This is a genomic window from Pseudomonas sp. 02C 26 (assembly GCF_002843585.1).
In the GTDB taxonomy this organism is placed as follows: Bacteria; Pseudomonadota; Gammaproteobacteria; order Pseudomonadales; family Pseudomonadaceae; genus Aquipseudomonas; species Aquipseudomonas shirazensis.
On record NZ_CP025262.1, the window covers coordinates 1235649 to 1251993 of the forward strand.

Annotated in this window: 20 protein-coding genes; 12 read left to right on the top strand and 8 right to left on the bottom strand. The window is 62.0% G+C overall.

Annotated features, from left to right (window positions below; all coding sequences use genetic code 11):
• Positions 1 to 3: 3 nt before the first annotated feature.
• The 6 genes from CXQ80_RS05625 to recX all read left to right on the top strand — a co-directional run bounded on the left by CXQ80_RS05625 (position 4) and on the right by recX (position 4344).
• On the top strand, positions 4 to 1038 hold the full coding sequence (locus CXQ80_RS05625; RefSeq protein WP_101317338.1) for a phage late control D family protein: 1035 nt from the start codon (positions 4 to 6) through the stop codon (positions 1036 to 1038).
• 83 nt (positions 1039 to 1121) lie between these two features.
• Positions 1122 to 1670 carry a glycoside hydrolase family 19 protein gene (locus CXQ80_RS05630; protein WP_101317340.1) on the top strand — a complete coding sequence of 183 codons (549 nt, stop codon included), beginning with the start codon at positions 1122 to 1124 and terminating at the stop codon, positions 1668 to 1670.
• A complete protein-coding gene (locus CXQ80_RS05635; protein ID WP_101317342.1) occupies positions 1667 to 2164 on the top strand; it encodes a lysis system i-spanin subunit Rz in 498 nt (165 codons plus the stop codon). The genes CXQ80_RS05630 and CXQ80_RS05635 overlap by 4 nt, the downstream gene beginning before the upstream one ends.
• A gap of 59 nt (positions 2165 to 2223) precedes the next feature.
• Entirely contained in the window at positions 2224 to 2706 is a 483-nt protein-coding gene (locus CXQ80_RS05640; RefSeq protein ID WP_101317344.1) for a CinA family protein, read from the top strand.
• Between the two features lie 102 nt (positions 2707 to 2808).
• A complete protein-coding gene (gene recA, locus CXQ80_RS05645; protein WP_101317346.1) occupies positions 2809 to 3870 on the top strand; it encodes a recombinase RecA in 1062 nt (353 codons plus the stop codon).
• 3 nt (positions 3871 to 3873) lie between these two features.
• Positions 3874 to 4344 (top strand): recombination regulator RecX, encoded by a 471-nt coding sequence (gene recX / locus CXQ80_RS05650; protein WP_101317349.1) that lies wholly within the window; start codon positions 3874 to 3876, stop codon positions 4342 to 4344.
• 10 nt (positions 4345 to 4354) lie between these two features.
• Here recX and CXQ80_RS05655 read toward each other — a convergent pair whose 3' ends face one another.
• Positions 4355 to 5473 carry an LOG family protein gene (locus tag CXQ80_RS05655; RefSeq protein ID WP_101317351.1) on the bottom strand — a complete coding sequence of 373 codons (1119 nt, stop codon included), beginning with the start codon at positions 5471 to 5473 and terminating at the stop codon, positions 4355 to 4357.
• Between the two features lie 235 nt (positions 5474 to 5708).
• Here CXQ80_RS05655 and CXQ80_RS05660 point away from each other — a divergent pair, with 235 nt between their 5' ends.
• Positions 5709 to 5897, top strand: coding sequence for a hypothetical protein (locus CXQ80_RS05660; RefSeq protein WP_101317353.1), 189 nt, complete (start codon positions 5709 to 5711; stop codon positions 5895 to 5897).
• A 19-nt stretch (positions 5898 to 5916) separates the two neighbouring features.
• On the opposite strand, the gene CXQ80_RS05665 is transcribed toward CXQ80_RS05660, so the two are convergent.
• On the bottom strand, positions 5917 to 6336 hold the full coding sequence (locus tag CXQ80_RS05665) for a quorum-sensing-regulated virulence factor family protein (RefSeq protein WP_101317355.1): 420 nt from the start codon (positions 6334 to 6336) through the stop codon (positions 5917 to 5919).
• Between the two features lie 191 nt (positions 6337 to 6527).
• Between CXQ80_RS05665 and CXQ80_RS05670 the strand changes: the two genes are divergently transcribed.
• From CXQ80_RS05670 to CXQ80_RS05680, 3 genes are all read left to right on the top strand, one after another.
• Positions 6528 to 7238: a tRNA-uridine aminocarboxypropyltransferase gene (locus CXQ80_RS05670; RefSeq protein WP_101317357.1), complete on the top strand. Its 711-nt coding sequence runs from the start codon at positions 6528 to 6530 to the stop codon at positions 7236 to 7238.
• A gap of 76 nt (positions 7239 to 7314) precedes the next feature.
• Complete coding sequence (erdR, locus tag CXQ80_RS05675) at positions 7315 to 7965, top strand: response regulator transcription factor ErdR (protein ID WP_101317359.1); 651 nt, start codon at positions 7315 to 7317, stop codon at positions 7963 to 7965.
• A gap of 72 nt (positions 7966 to 8037) precedes the next feature.
• The gene (locus tag CXQ80_RS05680; RefSeq protein ID WP_101317361.1) at positions 8038 to 8400 is read left to right on the top strand and encodes a diacylglycerol kinase; all 363 of its coding nucleotides are present in this window, start codon (positions 8038 to 8040) and stop codon (positions 8398 to 8400) included.
• Here CXQ80_RS05680 and finR read toward each other — a convergent pair.
• Positions 8397 to 9323: a LysR family transcriptional regulator FinR gene (gene finR, locus CXQ80_RS05685; protein ID WP_101317363.1), complete on the bottom strand. Its 927-nt coding sequence runs from the start codon at positions 9321 to 9323 to the stop codon at positions 8397 to 8399. The genes CXQ80_RS05680 and finR overlap by 4 nt on opposite strands.
• A gap of 121 nt (positions 9324 to 9444) precedes the next feature.
• Between finR and fpr the strand changes: the two genes are divergently transcribed.
• A complete protein-coding gene (gene fpr / locus CXQ80_RS05690; protein ID WP_101317365.1) occupies positions 9445 to 10224 on the top strand; it encodes a ferredoxin-NADP reductase in 780 nt (259 codons plus the stop codon).
• A gap of 75 nt (positions 10225 to 10299) precedes the next feature.
• On the opposite strand, the gene tsaA is transcribed toward fpr, so the two are convergent.
• The 5 genes from tsaA to rimO all read right to left on the bottom strand — a co-directional run bounded on the left by tsaA (position 10300) and on the right by rimO (position 14211).
• The gene (tsaA, locus tag CXQ80_RS05695; RefSeq protein ID WP_101317367.1) at positions 10300 to 10995 is read right to left on the bottom strand and encodes a tRNA (N6-threonylcarbamoyladenosine(37)-N6)-methyltransferase TrmO; all 696 of its coding nucleotides are present in this window, start codon (positions 10993 to 10995) and stop codon (positions 10300 to 10302) included.
• A gap of 6 nt (positions 10996 to 11001) precedes the next feature.
• Positions 11002 to 11463, bottom strand: coding sequence for a DUF1456 family protein (locus CXQ80_RS05700; protein ID WP_101317369.1), 462 nt, complete (start codon positions 11461 to 11463; stop codon positions 11002 to 11004).
• Between the two features lie 49 nt (positions 11464 to 11512).
• Complete coding sequence (locus CXQ80_RS05705; RefSeq protein WP_101317371.1) at positions 11513 to 12223, bottom strand: rRNA pseudouridine synthase; 711 nt, start codon at positions 12221 to 12223, stop codon at positions 11513 to 11515.
• A 79-nt stretch (positions 12224 to 12302) separates the two neighbouring features.
• Positions 12303 to 12785, bottom strand: a complete 483-nt coding sequence (locus CXQ80_RS05710) for a GNAT family N-acetyltransferase (RefSeq protein WP_101317373.1) — start codon at positions 12783 to 12785, stop codon at positions 12303 to 12305.
• A gap of 88 nt (positions 12786 to 12873) precedes the next feature.
• Positions 12874 to 14211, bottom strand: coding sequence for a 30S ribosomal protein S12 methylthiotransferase RimO (rimO, locus tag CXQ80_RS05715; RefSeq protein WP_101317375.1), 1338 nt, complete (start codon positions 14209 to 14211; stop codon positions 12874 to 12876).
• 234 nt (positions 14212 to 14445) lie between these two features.
• Here rimO and CXQ80_RS05720 point away from each other — a divergent pair, with 234 nt between their 5' ends.
• Positions 14446 to 16344 carry a potassium transporter Kup gene (locus CXQ80_RS05720; RefSeq protein WP_101317377.1) on the top strand — a complete coding sequence of 633 codons (1899 nt, stop codon included), beginning with the start codon at positions 14446 to 14448 and terminating at the stop codon, positions 16342 to 16344.
• Position 16345: the final 1 nt, after the last annotated feature.

Consider the following 16345-nt stretch of genomic DNA (forward strand, 5'->3'; position numbering starts at 1 on the left):
CCCATGCAACCAAAGTTTCGTATCGTTGCCGACGGCAACGACATCACCACGCTGATCAACCAGCGCCTGCTACTGCTGCGCACCAGCGACAAGCCGGGCATGCAGTCAGATGATTTCGAACTGCGTCTCGACGCCCGCGACGGCGCACTTGCATTACCTTCCCGAGGCGCCTCGATCGAGGTTCATCTCGGCTATGCCGGGCAACCGCTGACCCGGCTTGGACGCTTTACGGTCGATGAAGTCGAGCTGTCCGGCCCGCCTGACACCCTCGTCATCCGCGGCAAGGCCAGCGACCTTTGCGGCAGCGGCAAGACCACCCGCAGCGGCAGTTGGGAAGCACTGCCGCTGCAACGGATCGTCAGTGAAATTGCTGCGCGTAACGGCTGGCAGGCGGTGTGCCCGCTGACCGTGCTGGTCGCGCGGGTCGACCAGTACGCGGAGTCTGATCTGGCCTTCATCACGCGTCTGGCGCGGCTCTACGATTGCACCGCCAAACTTGCCAACGGCCAGTTGTTGGTGCTGCCTCGCCAGGCTGGCAAGAGCGCCAGCGGCAAGCCGCTTGGCGTGCTCACGCTTGACCGCAGCATGGTCAGTAAATGGCAGTTTCGGCTGGATGACCAGCAGACCCACAAGGCCGTACGTACCCGTCACCAGGACCCTGCCAGCGGCGCGCTGCAGGTGGTCGAGGTGGCTAACAGCGCGGTGTCGCCGGACGACCAGCCGGTGCATACCGACCGCCACGTCTACCCCAATCGCGCCGCTGCCGAACAGGCCGCCAGGGCGCGGCTGGCCAGTTTCAACCGTGGCACCGCCAGCCTGCGCCTGGAGATGGCCGGACGAACCGATCTGTTTGCCGAGCGCAGCATCGAAACCAGCGGCTTCTGCGCCGGGCTGGACGGGCTGTACCTGATCGATTCGGTTGAACAGCTGTTCACCAACAGCGGTTGGCAGACCACGGTGCACTGCAATGGAGGCCGCGAGGGCAAATCCAACAAAAAGGGCGTCGCGCCGCGGCGAGGCACGGCTATCAAGGTCTGAGCAACGTGTGCGCGGCTCATCGTTGCGGCTCATGCCCAAGACCTCGTCCTGGGCTTTTTTTTTGTTAAACAAGGAGGTGCAGCATGCTTACCGAAGGCCAACTCAGCCAGATATTTCCCCTCGCCGGCCAGCGGGTCGGCACCTTTCTCGCAGCGCTCAACGAAGCTTTGCCGCGTTGGCAAATCGATCATCCGAGGCGCATCGCGGCGTTTCTCGCACAGATCGGCCATGAATCCGGCCAACTGCGCTATGTGAAGGAGCTGGGTGGCGATCGCTACCTCTCCCGTTACGACACCGGCAGCCTTGCGCGGCGTCTGGGTAATACGCCGCAGGCTGACGGTGATGGCCAGCTGTACTGCGGTCGCGGCCTGATTCAGATCACCGGCCGCAACAGTTATCAGGCCTGTAGTCGGGCCCTGTTTGGCGACGAGCGCTTGCTGGCGCAGCCGCAGTTGCTCGAACAACCGCGCTGGGCCTGCGAGTCGGCGGCCTGGTTCTGGCATTCACGCGGGCTCAACGCGCTGGCGGATCGCGGCGAGTTCAACCGCATCACCCGTCTTATCAATGGCGGCCTGAATGGCCTGGACGATCGCCTGGCGCTGTGGGCGCGAGCACGCGAGGTGCTCTGTTGAGCCGCAGCTGGCTGGGGCTCTGCCTGCTGCTCATGCTTGCATCCGCTTTGCTGGCCTGGCAGGTCCAGGGATGGCGTTACGGTCGGCAGTTGGCCGACCAGGCTACCCGCCACGCCCAACAGATGCGTCAGCAGGCTGATGCACTGGCCGATCAGCTGCTCGCCGAGCGCGCCCGACAGCACGACCTGCAGCAGCGTCTACAGGTCAGCGAATCGCGATATTTTCAGGAGCTTTCCGATGCCCAACAAATTCAGGCTCGCCTGCGTGATCGGCTTGCCACTGCTGATCTGCGGTTGTCGGTCCTGGTCGAGCGCGACAGCGCTTGCGCCACTGTGCCCGCCGCCGGCGCCCCCGGCAGCGTGGATCATGGCGCCGTACGCGCCCGACTTGAGCCAGCGCATGCTCGACGAATTATCGCCATCAGCGATTTCGGCGACCGCGGATTGATCACATTGCGTGCCTGCCAGGACTACGTCCGCGAACTCACACGCTGACCCCTTGTCTGACCCTCTCAGGGTGATAGGGTAGGGCGCATTCCCGTCAGGAGCCGACCATGGACCCGATCACCGTTCTTTCAAGCAGTCTGGGCGAGCACCTGCAGCAGCTCAATGCGCAGGTCACCACCGCCGAATCTTGCACCGGTGGCGGCATCGCCGAGGCCATCACGCGGGTTGCCGGCAGTTCGGCGTGGTTCGAGGCCGGCTACGTGACCTATTCCAATAGCCAGAAGACTCGCCAGTTGGGCGTGCCAGCGCAGTTGTTCGAGCAGGTGGGCGCGGTTAGCCGCGAGGTTGTCGAAGCCATGGTGCGTGGCGCGCAAGCCGCCAGTGGCGCGCGCTTTGCCGTGGCCGTCAGCGGTGTGGCCGGGCCAGGCGGCGGTTCAGCAGAGAAACCGGTCGGCACCGTCTGGCTGGCCTGGGCTGATGGCGACCGCGTCAGCAGTGTGCGCAAGCACTTTGCCGGCGACCGTGAAGCGGTGCGCCGACAAACGGTGATCGCCGCGCTAGACGGCTTGTTACAGCTTGGCACCGAGTAAATTGCCAACAGGGGTTTGCTCAGGCGCCTTGCTGTGGAATAATACTGGCTACTTATACAGTTATTCGGGCCATCAGGGCCAGTCGATCACGTGAGGATTTCAATGGACGACAACAAGAAGCGCGCCTTGGCTGCGGCCCTGGGTCAAATCGAACGTCAATTCGGTAAAGGCGCGGTCATGCGCATGGGCGATCAGGATCGCCAAGGCATGCCTGCTATTTCCACCGGCTCGCTGGGCCTGGACATCGCGCTGGGCATTGGCGGTCTGCCGAAAGGCCGTATCGTCGAAATCTACGGCCCAGAGTCTTCGGGTAAAACCACGCTGACCCTGTCGGTCATCGCTGAAGCGCAAAAAGCCGGCGCCACCTGCGCCTTCGTCGATGCCGAGCACGCGCTGGATCCAGAGTACGCCGGCAAGCTGGGTGTCAACGTCGAAGACCTGCTGGTCTCGCAGCCGGACACCGGCGAGCAAGCGCTGGAAATCACCGACATGCTGGTGCGTTCCAACGCAGTAGACGTGATCATCATCGACTCCGTGGCAGCGCTGGTACCCAAGGCTGAAATCGAAGGCGAAATGGGCGACATGCACGTGGGTCTGCAGGCACGTCTGATGTCTCAGGCGCTGCGCAAGATCACCGGCAACATCAAGAACGCCAACTGCCTGGTCATCTTCATCAACCAGATCCGGATGAAGATCGGCGTGATGTTCGGCAGCCCGGAAACCACCACAGGTGGTAACGCGCTGAAGTTCTACGCTTCGGTACGTCTGGACATTCGCCGTACCGGCGCGGTCAAGGAAGGCGACGAAGTGGTCGGCAGCGAAACCCGCGTCAAGATCGTCAAAAACAAGGTTTCGCCGCCGTTCCGTCAGGCCGAATTCCAGATTCTGTACGGCAAGGGTATCTACCGTAACGGCGAGATCATCGACCTGGGCGTTGCCCACGGCATGATCGAGAAATCCGGTGCCTGGTACGCTTACCAGGGCAACAAGATCGGTCAGGGCAAGGCCAACGCCGCCAAGTACCTGCAAGACAACCCGGCCGTTGGTGCAGACCTCGAGAAGCAGATCCGCGACAAGCTGCTCAACCTGGGTGCTGTTGCTGCAGCCGGCAAAGCAGCCGCTGCTGCCGAGCCAGCGGGTGCCGACGCCGACGCAGAAGCTTGACCCATGCCCGCCGTACTCGACACCCCGGTTGCGGTTCGGCGGACAGCCATGGACCTGCTCGCGCGCCGCGAGCATGGTCGCGTGGAGCTGACGCGCAAGTTGCGTCAGCGCGGTGCTACAGATGACCTGATCGAGCCTGCGCTCGATCGGCTCACCGAAGACGGCTTACTCAGTGAAGCCCGTTATCTCGAGAGTTTCATTGCCTATCGTTCCAACGCCGGTTATGGCCCTGCACGTATTCGTGAAGAGCTGACCCAGCGTGGCCTCAACCGTGCTGATGTCGAGCAGGCCCTGCGTGACAGCGGGGTGAACTGGGCTTCACGGTTGCAGGATGTCTGGCAGCGCAAGTTTGCCGGGCAGCTCCCTCATGATCCGCGCACTCGCGCACAGCAAACCCGCTTTCTGGTCTACCGTGGCTTTGCCATGGACATGGTCGGCCGCCTGTTGAACGGCCGAGACCTGGACGACTACTGAATCTCCCTGATCAACTGGCTTTCAGCGCTTGGCGGGCTCGTTGAGTGGTTTGTATCGGCTCTGGCCTGGCCCAGTTTTCGCTAAGGTTGATAAAGTCGATCAGCTCCCGCAAGCGTCCCTGGTCACGCCCGGTAAAGGCGAAGGTGAGCCGGGTCAGATGATCAAAGCTATCCACTTCGTGCTCTGCGCTGGCATCGGCTTGCTGCTGGAATGTGCCGCTCAGACGTAGATCGGCAAATGCCTCCTGGGCGTCGAACAGCGCGGCCTCGCTGAGCGGGTGATGCATGCGAATGACGAATTGATTCTTCAGCCAGCGGCTGGAGTGGTAGTTGTTATAGAACTGGGTGATCTGTTCCACCGCCTCGTCAGCGCTGTGCACCAGCCGCACCAACTTCAGGTCACGGGGCAGAATGTAGTGGTTCTCTTCAAGTTGCCGGCTGATAAACGCCAGGCAATCTCGCCAGAACGTCCCTCCGGGAGAGTCCAGCAGCACTACCGGCACCAATGGGCTTTTGCCGGTCTGGATCAGGGTCAGGACTTCCAGTGCCTCATCGAGCGTGCCGAAGCCGCCGGGGCAGAGCACCAAGCCGTCCGCTTCCTTGACGAAGAACAGCTTGCGGATGAAGAAGAAGTGGAACGGCAGCAGTTTGTCGGTGCCATCGACGGTGGCATTGGCGTGTTGCTCGAAGGGCAGGGTGATATTGAATCCCAGGCTGTTCTCGGTGCCGGCACCCTCGTGTGCCGCGGCCATGATGCCGCCGCCGGCACCAGTGATCACCATCAGCTCATTGCGCGTCAGGCTGGCACCCAGCTCGCGGGCGAGGGCGTACATCGGGTGCTCCAGCGGCGTGCGCGCGGAGCCGAAGACCGTGACTTTGCGCCGACCACGGTAGCGCTCGAGGGTGCGGAAGGCGTGGTCGAGTTCGCGCAGGGCCTGCAGGGTGATCTTGGCGTTCCAGCGGTTGCTGTCGTCCTGTGCCATGCGCAGCACGGTCAGCATCATGTCGCGGTAGAGCGGTAGGTTGGCGCTGTTGGGAGCCACCTGTTGTAGCTGTAGGTCGATGTTGCTCAGATCGATGCCGCTGTCCTTGAAGTGGGTCAACAGAAGCTCGTTGGCTTGGTAGGGCATACAACTCCTCCTTGTGCAGCAGGACCTTCAGTGCCGGTTTCTGCCAGGCGGCGGACTGGCCGGGCTTGGCAAAAAGGCACAAGGGCTGAATAACAATTTAGACGTTGTGGCGTGATTGTGCTGGAGCAGTCCGCTGGTCGGGACGCGAGCCACTGCCAGTGCGATGCTGTTCACTTGAAGTGCGGGGCAGTCACTTGCAACCAGCAGCACAGCGCCAGGCGCGGGAGGTGGCCAGATGCATCGTTTGGTTATCGAAGTCGACCAACAGCTATACCGGCTGCTGGAAAACGCTGCGCGCGCGCATCACTGGAGTCTGGAAGTCGAGTGCCGGCGCCGGTTGGGCGGCGCAGAAGGGCACTCGAGGTATCTGCAGGCGTTGCTGGCAGAGTTGCGCGCCGAAGACGAGCAGCGGCGCGCCAAGTGAGGCCGTCAGCGGCAGACGATCACTTCTTCTTGTTGCCGGCCGTGCAGCTGGCAGCATCAAAGGCCTGGTCCATGACCGGGCTGTTGCTCTTGTACACCGTGAAGCGGTAAACCAGCACCGCGCCTTTGGACAGCAACTGACGGTAGCCGTTGTTGCGGCAAACGCTGTCGCCCAGTTGGCTGCGCACCTGCTGCGGGTTGCTCTGCATGCGCTCGGCATGCTCCTGGCGTACGCTCAGGTGGTTGATCAGCGCTTTACCTTCAACGGTGTAACCCTGATCGAGGATGTCTTCGTTGATAGCGCGAGGGGTGCCGACGCTGCTTTCCTTGGCGACCTTCTGCAACAACTGAGTCAACTCATACTCTTGCTTGGACGCAGCCTGGGCTGCGATGGGCAACATGAGCAGCAGGCTCAAGGTCGGGACGATAACACGCAGCATGGATCTCTCCTGATTCAATGACTGGCGCTTTGACCGGCACCTGCGGCTGGCGTTCCGTTGGCGCCGAGTGCTTGATTATAAGGCGCGCAGGCGCTGCACGGCAAAACAGCGCTGCTCTGATAGACTGGCGCCTTCGATTTGTGCCGAGTTGTTGAAGTGATCATCGTTAATCTGTCCTGCGGTGTGGCCTCGTGAGCCATGCGGTGGCGCGGCTGCGCGCCGAGCGCCTGGCCCGTAGCGTCAAACCCTTTGTAGCCCGTGGTTCGCGCGCGGTGCGCTGCGCCCACTGTCGGGTCATTGCCAGTCACTGCCTGTGTGCGCTGAAGCCTGCCGTCACGGCTGAAGCGGGCGTGTGCCTGCTGATGCATGACACCGAGCCATTGAAACCGACCAATACCGGTTGGTTGATCGCTGATTTGATCGAAGACACCTCGGCCTTTGGCTGGCAGCGCACGGCGGTCGATCCCGCCTTATTGGCGCTGCTGGAACAGCCGCAGTGGCAACCCTACATCGTCTTCCCCGGCGAGTTCGTCGCCGAGCAGCGGGTGGTCAATGAGGTCAGCCTGCCGCCCGGCAAGCGTCCGCTGTTCATCCTGCTCGACGCGACCTGGACCGAAGCGCGCAAGATGTTCCGTAAAAGCCCGTATCTGGACCGCTTCCCGGTGCTCAGCCTGGAAGCCGAACAGATGTCGCGCTACCGGCTGCGCCGCTCCAAGCGCGATGATCACTTCTGCACTGCCGAAGTGGCGGCGATGTGCCTGGAACTGGCTGGTGACGTGCGTGCGGCGCAAGCACTGGATGCCTATCTGGACGTGTTCAGCTTGCATTACCTGAGCGCCAAGCGGCATCTGCCGCTGGACCTGCAGGATGAACCGCATCAGCGCTTGCATACCTTTCTATAGTCCAAGGGGCAGCCGGCCGGGTTTGCTTCATAATGACGAGCACCGTGCCTCGGCACAGAACAGGATCGATTGATCGATGGCCACTTACGAAATCCTCATCGCTGATGACCACCCGCTGTTTCGCAGCGCCTTGCGCCAGGCGGTCACGCTGGGCCTGGGCCCGGACGTGCGGCTGGTCGAGGTGGCGAGCATCGCCGAGCTGGAAACCCACCTCGGCGACAAGTCCGACTGGGATCTGGTCCTGCTCGACCTGAACATGCCAGGCGCTTATGGCTTCTCCGGCCTGGTTCTGCTGCGCGGGCAGTATCCGCAGATTCCGGTAGTGATGGTCTCGGCCCAGGAAGAAGCGGCGGTGGTGGTCAAGTCGCGCGAGTTTGGCGCCAGTGGCTTCATTCCCAAGTCGAGCACCCTCGAGCAGATCCAGGACGCCGTGCAAAAAGTTCTTGATGGTGAGGTGTGGTGGCCGCCACAGGCATTCGAGAAAGTCGATGTTTCAGCCGAAGCCAAAGCCGCCAGTGAAGGCCTGGCAAGCCTCACGCCGCAGCAGTTCAGGGTGCTTACCATGGTTTGCGAAGGTTTGCTGAACAAGCAGATTGCCTACGAGCTGAGCGTCTCCGAGGCGACCATCAAGGCCCACGTCACGGCGATCTTCCGCAAGCTCGGCGTGCGTACCCGGACCCAGGCCGCGCTGCTGCTGCAACAGCTTGAATCAGTTGCCAGCAATTAAAACCTGCGGCTTCACGCTTTTTTGACCCGGCTCCGGCTAGCCTTCTGGCCTTTTTCTCGTGAAGTGACACCCATGTCGCCATTCAAAGGCCAGACCGGCCTTAAACGTATCTTCAACGCCGCCGGCTATTCGCTGGATGGGCTGCGCGCAGCATTCAAAGGCGAAGCGGCCTTTCGCCAACTGGTGCTGCTCAATGTGGTGCTGGTGCCAACTGCCTTCTGGCTGCCGGTCAGCCGCGCCGAGCGGGCCATCATGATTGCCGTGTGCATGCTCGGGCTGATCGTCGAGCTGTTCAATTCGGCGATCGAAGCGGCCATCGACCGCATCTCGCTGGACCGCCACCCGCTGTCGAAAAACGCCAAGGACATGGGTAGCGCTGCCCAGTTCGTGTCGCTGTTGATGGTGGCGCTGGTCTGGGGCGTGATCCTGCTCTAGGCAATCGGTGGTAGGACGATCTCGTCGCTGCGACGCACACCGGCGGTGAAGTTGCGGCACAGTTCAAGAAACTCGCGCATGGCTGAGGTCTGGTACTTCTGCTTGTGCCAGATGAAGTAGAACTGCCGCGACAGATCCAGCTCCGGTGTTTCCACGGCGACCAGGCTGCCACGGCGAAATGCATCGCGCAGGGCCAGCCGCGAGATGCAGCCAATGCCCAGCCCCGACTCGACTGCGCGCTTGATCGCTTCGGTGTGTTCAAGCTCAAGGCGGATGTTCAGGTTGGCGCGATGGTGGCGCATTTCCTGATCGAACGTCAGCCGCGTGCCCGAGCCCTGCTCGCGCAGGATCCACGCCTCTTGGGACAGTGTGGCAATGTCTGCCCGGCCAGCCTTGGCCAGAGGATGCTGCGGCGCGCAGAACACCACCAGCTCGTCCTCGACCCACGGTTGCACCTCAAGGTCGGGATGATTGCAGTCACCTTCGATCAGACCCAGGTCAATTTCGTAGTGGGCAACCTGTTGCACAATGTGCGCAGTGTTCTGTACATGCAGTTTGACCTGGCTCTCCGGATGCATCTGCATGAAGCTACCGATCAGCAAGGTTGCCAGGTAATTGCCGATGGTCAGGGTTGCCCCCACCGACAGCGAGCCGAAACCGGACTTGCCGTTGAGCAGGTCTTCGATTTCCTTGGCCTGGTCGAGCAGGGCCACTGCCTGGGGCAGCAATTGGTGGCCCAGTGCATTGAGGCTCAGGCGTTTGCCGGCACGGTCGAACAACTGGCAGCTGGACTGGCGCTCCAGTTCGGTCACCGAAGTACTGGCCGCCGATTGCGACAAGGCCAGTACGCCGGCGGCTTTGGACACGCTCTGGTGCTGGGCTACCGCGACAAAAACCTGCAGTTGACGAAGTGTAAAACGCATATCTATATAACCGATAAGACATATCTTGATAATCAACTTAACAGATATCGTCGCTGCCCCTAAACTATTGCGTAACTGTGCGCTTGGTCCGCGCTGCGTCTTTCTTCAGGAGCCACCTTAGATGAGCAACATGAACCACGAACGTGTCCTCAGTGTTCACCACTGGAATGACACCCTGTTCAGCTTCAAGTGCACCCGCGATCCGGGCCTGCGCTTCGAGAACGGTCAGTTCGTGATGATCGGTCTGCAGCAAGAAACCGGCCGTCCGCTCATGCGCGCCTATTCGATTGCTTCGCCGAACTGGGAAGAGCATCTGGAGTTCTTCAGCATCAAGGTGCCGGATGGCCCGCTGACCTCGCAGCTGCAGCACCTCAAGGAAGGCGATGAGATCATCATCAGCAAAAAGCCTACCGGCACCCTGGTACTGGATGACCTGAACCCGGGCAAGCACCTGTACCTGCTCAGCACCGGCACTGGCCTGGCGCCGTTCATGAGCGTCATTCAGGACCCGGAAACCTACGAGCGCTTTGAAAAAGTGATCCTGGTTCACGGTGTGCGCTACGTGAATGAAGTCGCCTACCGCGAGTTCATCACCGAGCACCTGCCGCAGAACGAGTTCTTCGGTGAGGCGGTACGTGACAAGCTGATCTACTACCCAACCGTTACCCGCGAGCCGTTTGAAAACGAAGGCCGCCTGACCGACCTGATGCGCAGCGGCAAGCTGTTCAGCGACATCGGTCTGCCACCGATCAACCCGCAGGACGACCGTGCGATGATCTGCGGTAGCCCAAGCATGCTCGACGAAACCAGCGAAGTGCTCGACAGCTTCGGTCTGAAGGTTTCGGCGCGGATGCGCGAGCCGGGTGACTACCTGATCGAGCGCGCTTTCGTCGAGAAGTAAGGCGAGCGCGACAAAAAACGCAGACCGAGGTCTGCGTTTTTTTATGCCTGAGATTTGCCCGGTGGCCGCCTGCGGTCAGCTGTCGAGGGTGACTTCCAGCACCTGGATCCGGTCCAGTTGCGGGTAGTGCCAGCGTACCTGTACATCCCAGAACTTGACCCCGTAGACGCGCTCCGGTGGCGGTACCTGGTAGGCCGGACGCGGGTCCTGGGCCAGACACTGCTCAATCAGCTCAACCAGCGGCTCACCCAGGCGCAGCGCGTGCTCACGGGCTTGCAGCAAGGCCGCGTCAGCCCAGGCCACGCTGATCGGTGCAGGCGCCGCGCTGGCCATCAGGTTGATCGCATCGCTGACGCAATCTGCGTAGGGCACGTACGGCTTGATATCCAGCACTGGCGTGCCGTCGAGCAGGTCGATCCCGGACAGCAACAAGCGCCCAGGCTCTACCCCTTCCAGACGCACCACTGACTGGCCGATACCGTTGGGCCGATGCGTGGCGCGGGTGGCGAACACGCCCATGCTCTTGTTGCCGCCCAGGCGGGGAGGGCGGACCTTGAGCCGTGGCTTGTCTTCCAGCGCCTGGTGAAACAGAAACAGCAGCCAGACATGGCTGACCTGCTCCAGGCCTGCCACCGCATCACCCTGATCGAACGGCGGCAACAGCTCGAGCACGCCACGCGCCGCCGGTGCCAGCTGAGGCTGGCGGGGGATGGCGAACTTCTCCTTGAAGCAGGAGCGGACAATGCCAACCGGCGCAACGCTATGCTGCATGCTCACTCAGCCGTGCACGCGCTGGGTCAGGCCCTTGAGGAAATTGCGCAGCAGTTGGTCGCCGCACGGGCGGTAATTGTCATGGCCAGCCTTGCGGAACAAAGCGCTCAGCTCTGGCTTGGTCACCGGGAAGTCGACCGACTTCAGAATCGCGTGCATGTCGTCTTCTTTAAGCTCGAAGGCGACCCGTAGTTTTTTCAGGACGGCGTTGTTAGTCACCGGTACTTCGATCGGCTGCGGTGGGCGCGACTCGTCGCGGCCGCGGCGATGGATCACCAGGCCATCGAGGAAGTGCGCCATGACTGCGTCCGGGCAACGCACATAGCCTTCCTCTTCTTCTTTCTTCATGTAGCTTGCGACTTCGTCGGCGGACACGGTAAGGCCGGACAGGCCGACGATCTCGATGATCTTGGCGTCATTGACCTTGAGCATGTAGCGCATGCTGCGCAGGACGTCATTGTGGTTCATTGTTGCAAATCCTGTTCAAAGCCGCGTCGAGCTGGCGCGGCGGTATTCCTTAGAAACGTTCGGTTGCTGCTACGTAGCGCCATTGGCCCAGCGGCAGCTTGCCCATCGACACACCGCCGACACGGATGCGGCGCATGCTGACGATCTCCAGCTTCAGGCTGGCGCACAGGTCGCTGATATCGCCGCGCTGCGGGTTCTTCACAACCATGCGCAGGTGGGTTTCGTTCTGCCAGCTGGCCTTGGCCTTGGGCAGTTCGCGATCATTGCGCGACACGCCACGGGCAAGCCGCTCAAAGGCTTGCGGGGTGGCTTCACCGCGCACCTCGATGATGAATTCCTGCTCGAGCTTGCGCAGGTCGCGCTCGATCTTGCCGCTGACCTTCCAGTCCTGGGTGAACAACTGCAAGCCGCTGACGCCGCGCTCCAGCGGCGCCATGCAGGTCAGCCGGGTGAAGTGGCTGTGCAACGGGCGCACATCCTGGCTGTGGGCTTCGCTGAGGGTAGCCATGACCATGCTCGCGCGGGCGCTTTCCGGGTCCATCCCGGCGGGTTGATTGAGCAGCAAGGTCACCAGTGCCGGCGCCTCGGCGCGGGCCCCTGGCAGCAGGGCGACCTGCTGGCCCTCGACCTTGAACTGGGGCTGCTCGACGACCACGCCATCCACCGTCACCCAGCCGCCTTCGATGTACTGCTCGGCCTCGCGGCGGGAGCAGCCGAGTTGCTCGATGAGGCGTTTGGACAGGCGTACGGGTTCAGACATGGAGACGATTCGCTAAAGGCAGATTAAGACCTGCCATTGTACCTGCCCGCGCGTTGTTGAGGGCCGGGAATCTGCTGCTTTAACGGTGTTTGTCAGCACCGTGGTCGCCACTGCGGTCGCGCAGACGAAGGTGCAGCAAGGGATACGGCTGACCGAGGCCGTCCTGCTCCGAGCGTCCGATAATTGCAAAGCCCTCGTGCAGGTAGAAGCCCAGCGCCTGCGGGTTCTGCTCGTTGACGTCCAGATGGTCGGCGTTCAGTTCGCTGATGGCGTGGCGCAGCAGGCGCTTGCCGACACCTTTGCCGCGGTGCTCGGGGCCGACGAAGAGCATGGCGACCTGACCATTGGCGACCCCGGCGAAGCCGAGAATGCGCTGACGCACGTCCTTGCAGCAGATCAGCATGACCGCATCGAGGTACTTGGCCAGGATGTGATCGCGCAGCAGCAGGATGTAGGCATCCGGGAGAAAGTCGTGGGTGGCGCGGACCGAAGCTTCCCAGACGCGGATCAGTTCCGGGTAGTCGCTGGCGCGAGGGGTTTGCAGGGTGAACAGGGCTGGCATCGCGGCAGTCTCTGGTGCTGATTGCAGAACCATAGATGCTTAGTGCAGGCTTTGCTGGTTGGGGCCGCAATACGGCCCCAAGCAATCGTCAGACCGGCTCGGCCCACATGTCGTATTCGTCGGCATCCACGATCCGGCAACGGACCTTGTCGCCCGGCTTGAAGCCATGGTCGCCATCGATGAACACGCTACCGTCGATCTCTGGGGCATCGAAGAAGCTGCGGCCAACCGAGCCTTGTTCTTCGACTTCGTCGATCAGCACTTCGATCTCACGACCGATGCGCAGTTGCAGACGGGCGGCGCTGATGGCTTGCTGATGGGCCATGAAACGGTCCCAGCGGTCCTGTTTGATGTCGTCCGGCACTTCATCCAGGCCCAGATCGTTGGCCGGCGCGCCTTCGACCGGCGAGTACTGGAAGCAGCCGACGCGGTCGAGCTGGGCTTCGGTCAGCCAGTCGAGCAGGTACTGGAAGTCTTCTTCGGTCTCGCCCGGGAAGCCGACAATGAACGTTGAGCGGATCACCAGCTCAGGGCACTGCTCGCGCCAGTTCTTGATCCGCGCCAGGGTGCGGTCTTCGAACGCCGGGCGCTTCATCGACTTGAGCACTTTAGGGCTGGCGTGCTGGAACGGGATGTCCAGGTACGGCAGGAGCTTGCCAGCGGCCATCAGCGGAATCACGTCGTCGACGTTCGGGTATGGATACACGTAGTGCAGACGCACCCAGACGCCCAGGCTGCTCAGCGCTTCGCACAGCTCGAGCATGCGGGTCTTGACCGGGCGGCCGTTCCAGAAATCGGTCTTGTACTTGACGTCGACGCCGTAGGCGCTGGTGTCCTGGGAGATCACCAGCAGCTCCTTGACCCCGGCCTTGACCAGGCGCTCGGCCTCGCTCAGCACGTCACCTACCGGGCGGCTGACCAGCTTGCCGCGCATCGACGGGATGATGCAGAAGCTGCAGCTGTGGTTACAGCCTTCGGAGATCTTCAGGTAAGCGTAATGACGCGGGGTCAGCTTGACGCCTTGCGGTGGCACCAGGTCGATCAGCGGATTGTGGTCCTGGCGCGGTGGCACCACTTCATGCACGGCGTTGACCACCTGCTCGTACTGCTGCGGACCGGTGACCGACAGCACGCTTGGGTGCACGTCACGAATGTTGCCCTCGGCGACGCCCATGCAGCCGGTGACGATGACCTTGCCATTGGCTTTGATCGCTTCGCCGATCACTTCCAGCGACTCGGCCTTGGCGCTGTCGATGAAGCCGCAGGTGTTGACCACCACGACGTCGGCGTCCTCGTAGGTCGGCACGACTTCATAGCCTTCCATGCGCAGCTGGGTGAGGATGCGTTCAGAGTCGACCAGAGCCTTGGGGCAGCCGAGCGAAACGAATCCTACCTTGGGCACGGTAGAAGCAGGGGTGGTGGACATAGCTAACCTCGGTATTGAATGCGGCTGCAGCGCCGGTGGCGCCGCAATCGTGACGGGCGCTAGCGGCGCCTCTGATCAAAAAGTGCGCAATTCTAGCGAGCACAAGGTCGCTTGACCAGCAGAAATACGACGAACGCTGCGCTATGCTTCGCGCCATTGCAGCGAGGTCCATGTTGGGCCTGGCTGCGGGTTCGAATTCTATTGGTCCGATGTGGCCGTCTGCGGGAGTGGTCGATGGTTCAGGCAAGCAGTCACGCCCAAGCGGGGCAAGGGGTCGCGCGCCCGATTGGCCTGCTGGTGGCAGCTGTTGGGGTGGTCTATGGCGATATCGGCACCAGCCCGCTTTATACGCTCAAGGAAGTGTTTTCCGGCGGCTACGGGGTGCCGGTCAACCATGATGGGGTGCTCGGCATCCTGTCGTTGATCCTCTGGTCGCTGATCTGGGTGGTGTCATTCAAGTATGTGACGTTCATTCTGCGTGCCGACAACCAGGGCGAGGGCGGCATCATGGCCCTCACCGCGTTGGCCACGCGGGCTTCAGCGCCTTATCCGAAACTGCGCATCGTCATGATCGGCTGCGGCCTGGTCGGTGCCTCGTTGTTCTATGGCGACAGCCTGATTACCCCGGCGGTATCGGTGTTGTCGGCGGTCGAGGGCATGGGGCTGGCGTTCGACGGGATTGACCACTGGGTGGTACCGATTGCCGTGGTGGTGCTGGTGGCGCTGTTTCTGGTGCAAAAGCACGGTACGGCCAAGATCGGCATCCTGTTCGGGCCGGTGATGGTGCTCTGGTTCGCGGTGCTGGCGCTGCTCGGCCTGCATGGCATCGTGCAGAGCCCGGAGGTGATCAAGGCGCTGAACCCGGCCTGGGCGGTCAACTTCTTCGTGGTGCATCCGGGCATGGGTGTGGCCATTCTCGGCGCGGTGGTGCTGGCGTTGACTGGCGCCGAGGCGCTGTATGCCGACATGGGCCACTTTGGCCGCAAACCGATTGCCCGCGCCTGGTTCATCCTGGTGCTGCCGGCCCTGGTGCTGAACTACTTCGGGCAGGGCGCATTGCTGCTGCAGGACCCGGAAGCGGCGCGCAATCCGTTCTACCTGCTGGCTCCGAGCTGGGCGCTGTTGCCGTTGGTCGGCTTGTCAACCCTGGCCACGGTGATCGCTTCCCAAGCCGTGATTTCTGGAGCCTTCTCGTTGACGCGCCAGGCGATTCAGCTCGGTTACATCCCGCGCATGCAGATCCAGCACACCTCCAGCGACGAGCAGGGGCAGATCTACATTGGTGCGGTGAACTGGGCGTTGATGATCGGCGTTGTGCTGCTGGTGATCGGCTTTGAATCATCCGGCGCGTTGGCTGCGGCCTACGGCGTAGCGGTGACCGGTACCATGCTGATGACCACACTGCTGGTGGCGACGGTGATGCTGCTGTTGTGGAAATGGCCGCCACTTCTGGCAGTGCCGATCCTGATCGGCTTCCTGTTGGTCGATGGGCTGTTCTTTGCCGCCAACCTGCCCAAGGTAGTGCAGGGCGGCGCCTTCCCGGTATTGGCAGCGATTGCCTTGCTGTTGTTGATGACGACCTGGAAGCGCGGCAAGCAGATCCTCGTGGAGCGCATTGACGAAGCCGCGCTGCCGCTGCCGATCTTCATCAGCAGCATCCGCGTGCAGCCGCCGCATCGGGTCGAGGGCACTGCGGTGTTTTTGACCGCGCGGCCAGACGCCGTGCCTCATGCGCTGTTGCACAACATGCTGCATAACCAGGTTCTGCATCGTCAGGTGGTGTTGTTGACGGTAGTCAGCGAAGACCGGCCGCGGGTGCCGGAGCAAGAGCGCTTCGAGGTCGAAGCCTATGGCGATGGGTTCTTCCGGGTGCTCCTGCACTTTGGCTTCATGGACGAGCCGGACGTGCCGCAGGCACTACGCTTGTGCCATCTGGACGAGCTCGACTTTAGCCCGATGCGCACGACTTACTTCCTGAGTCGCGAGACGGTTATCGCCTCACGTCTGGAAGGCATGGCGCGCTGGCGCGGGGCGTTGTTCGCATTCTTGCTGAAGAACGCCAACGGCAACCTGCGCTTCTTCAACCTGCCGTTGAACCGGGTGATCGAACTGGGCACTCAGGTCGAGATCTGAA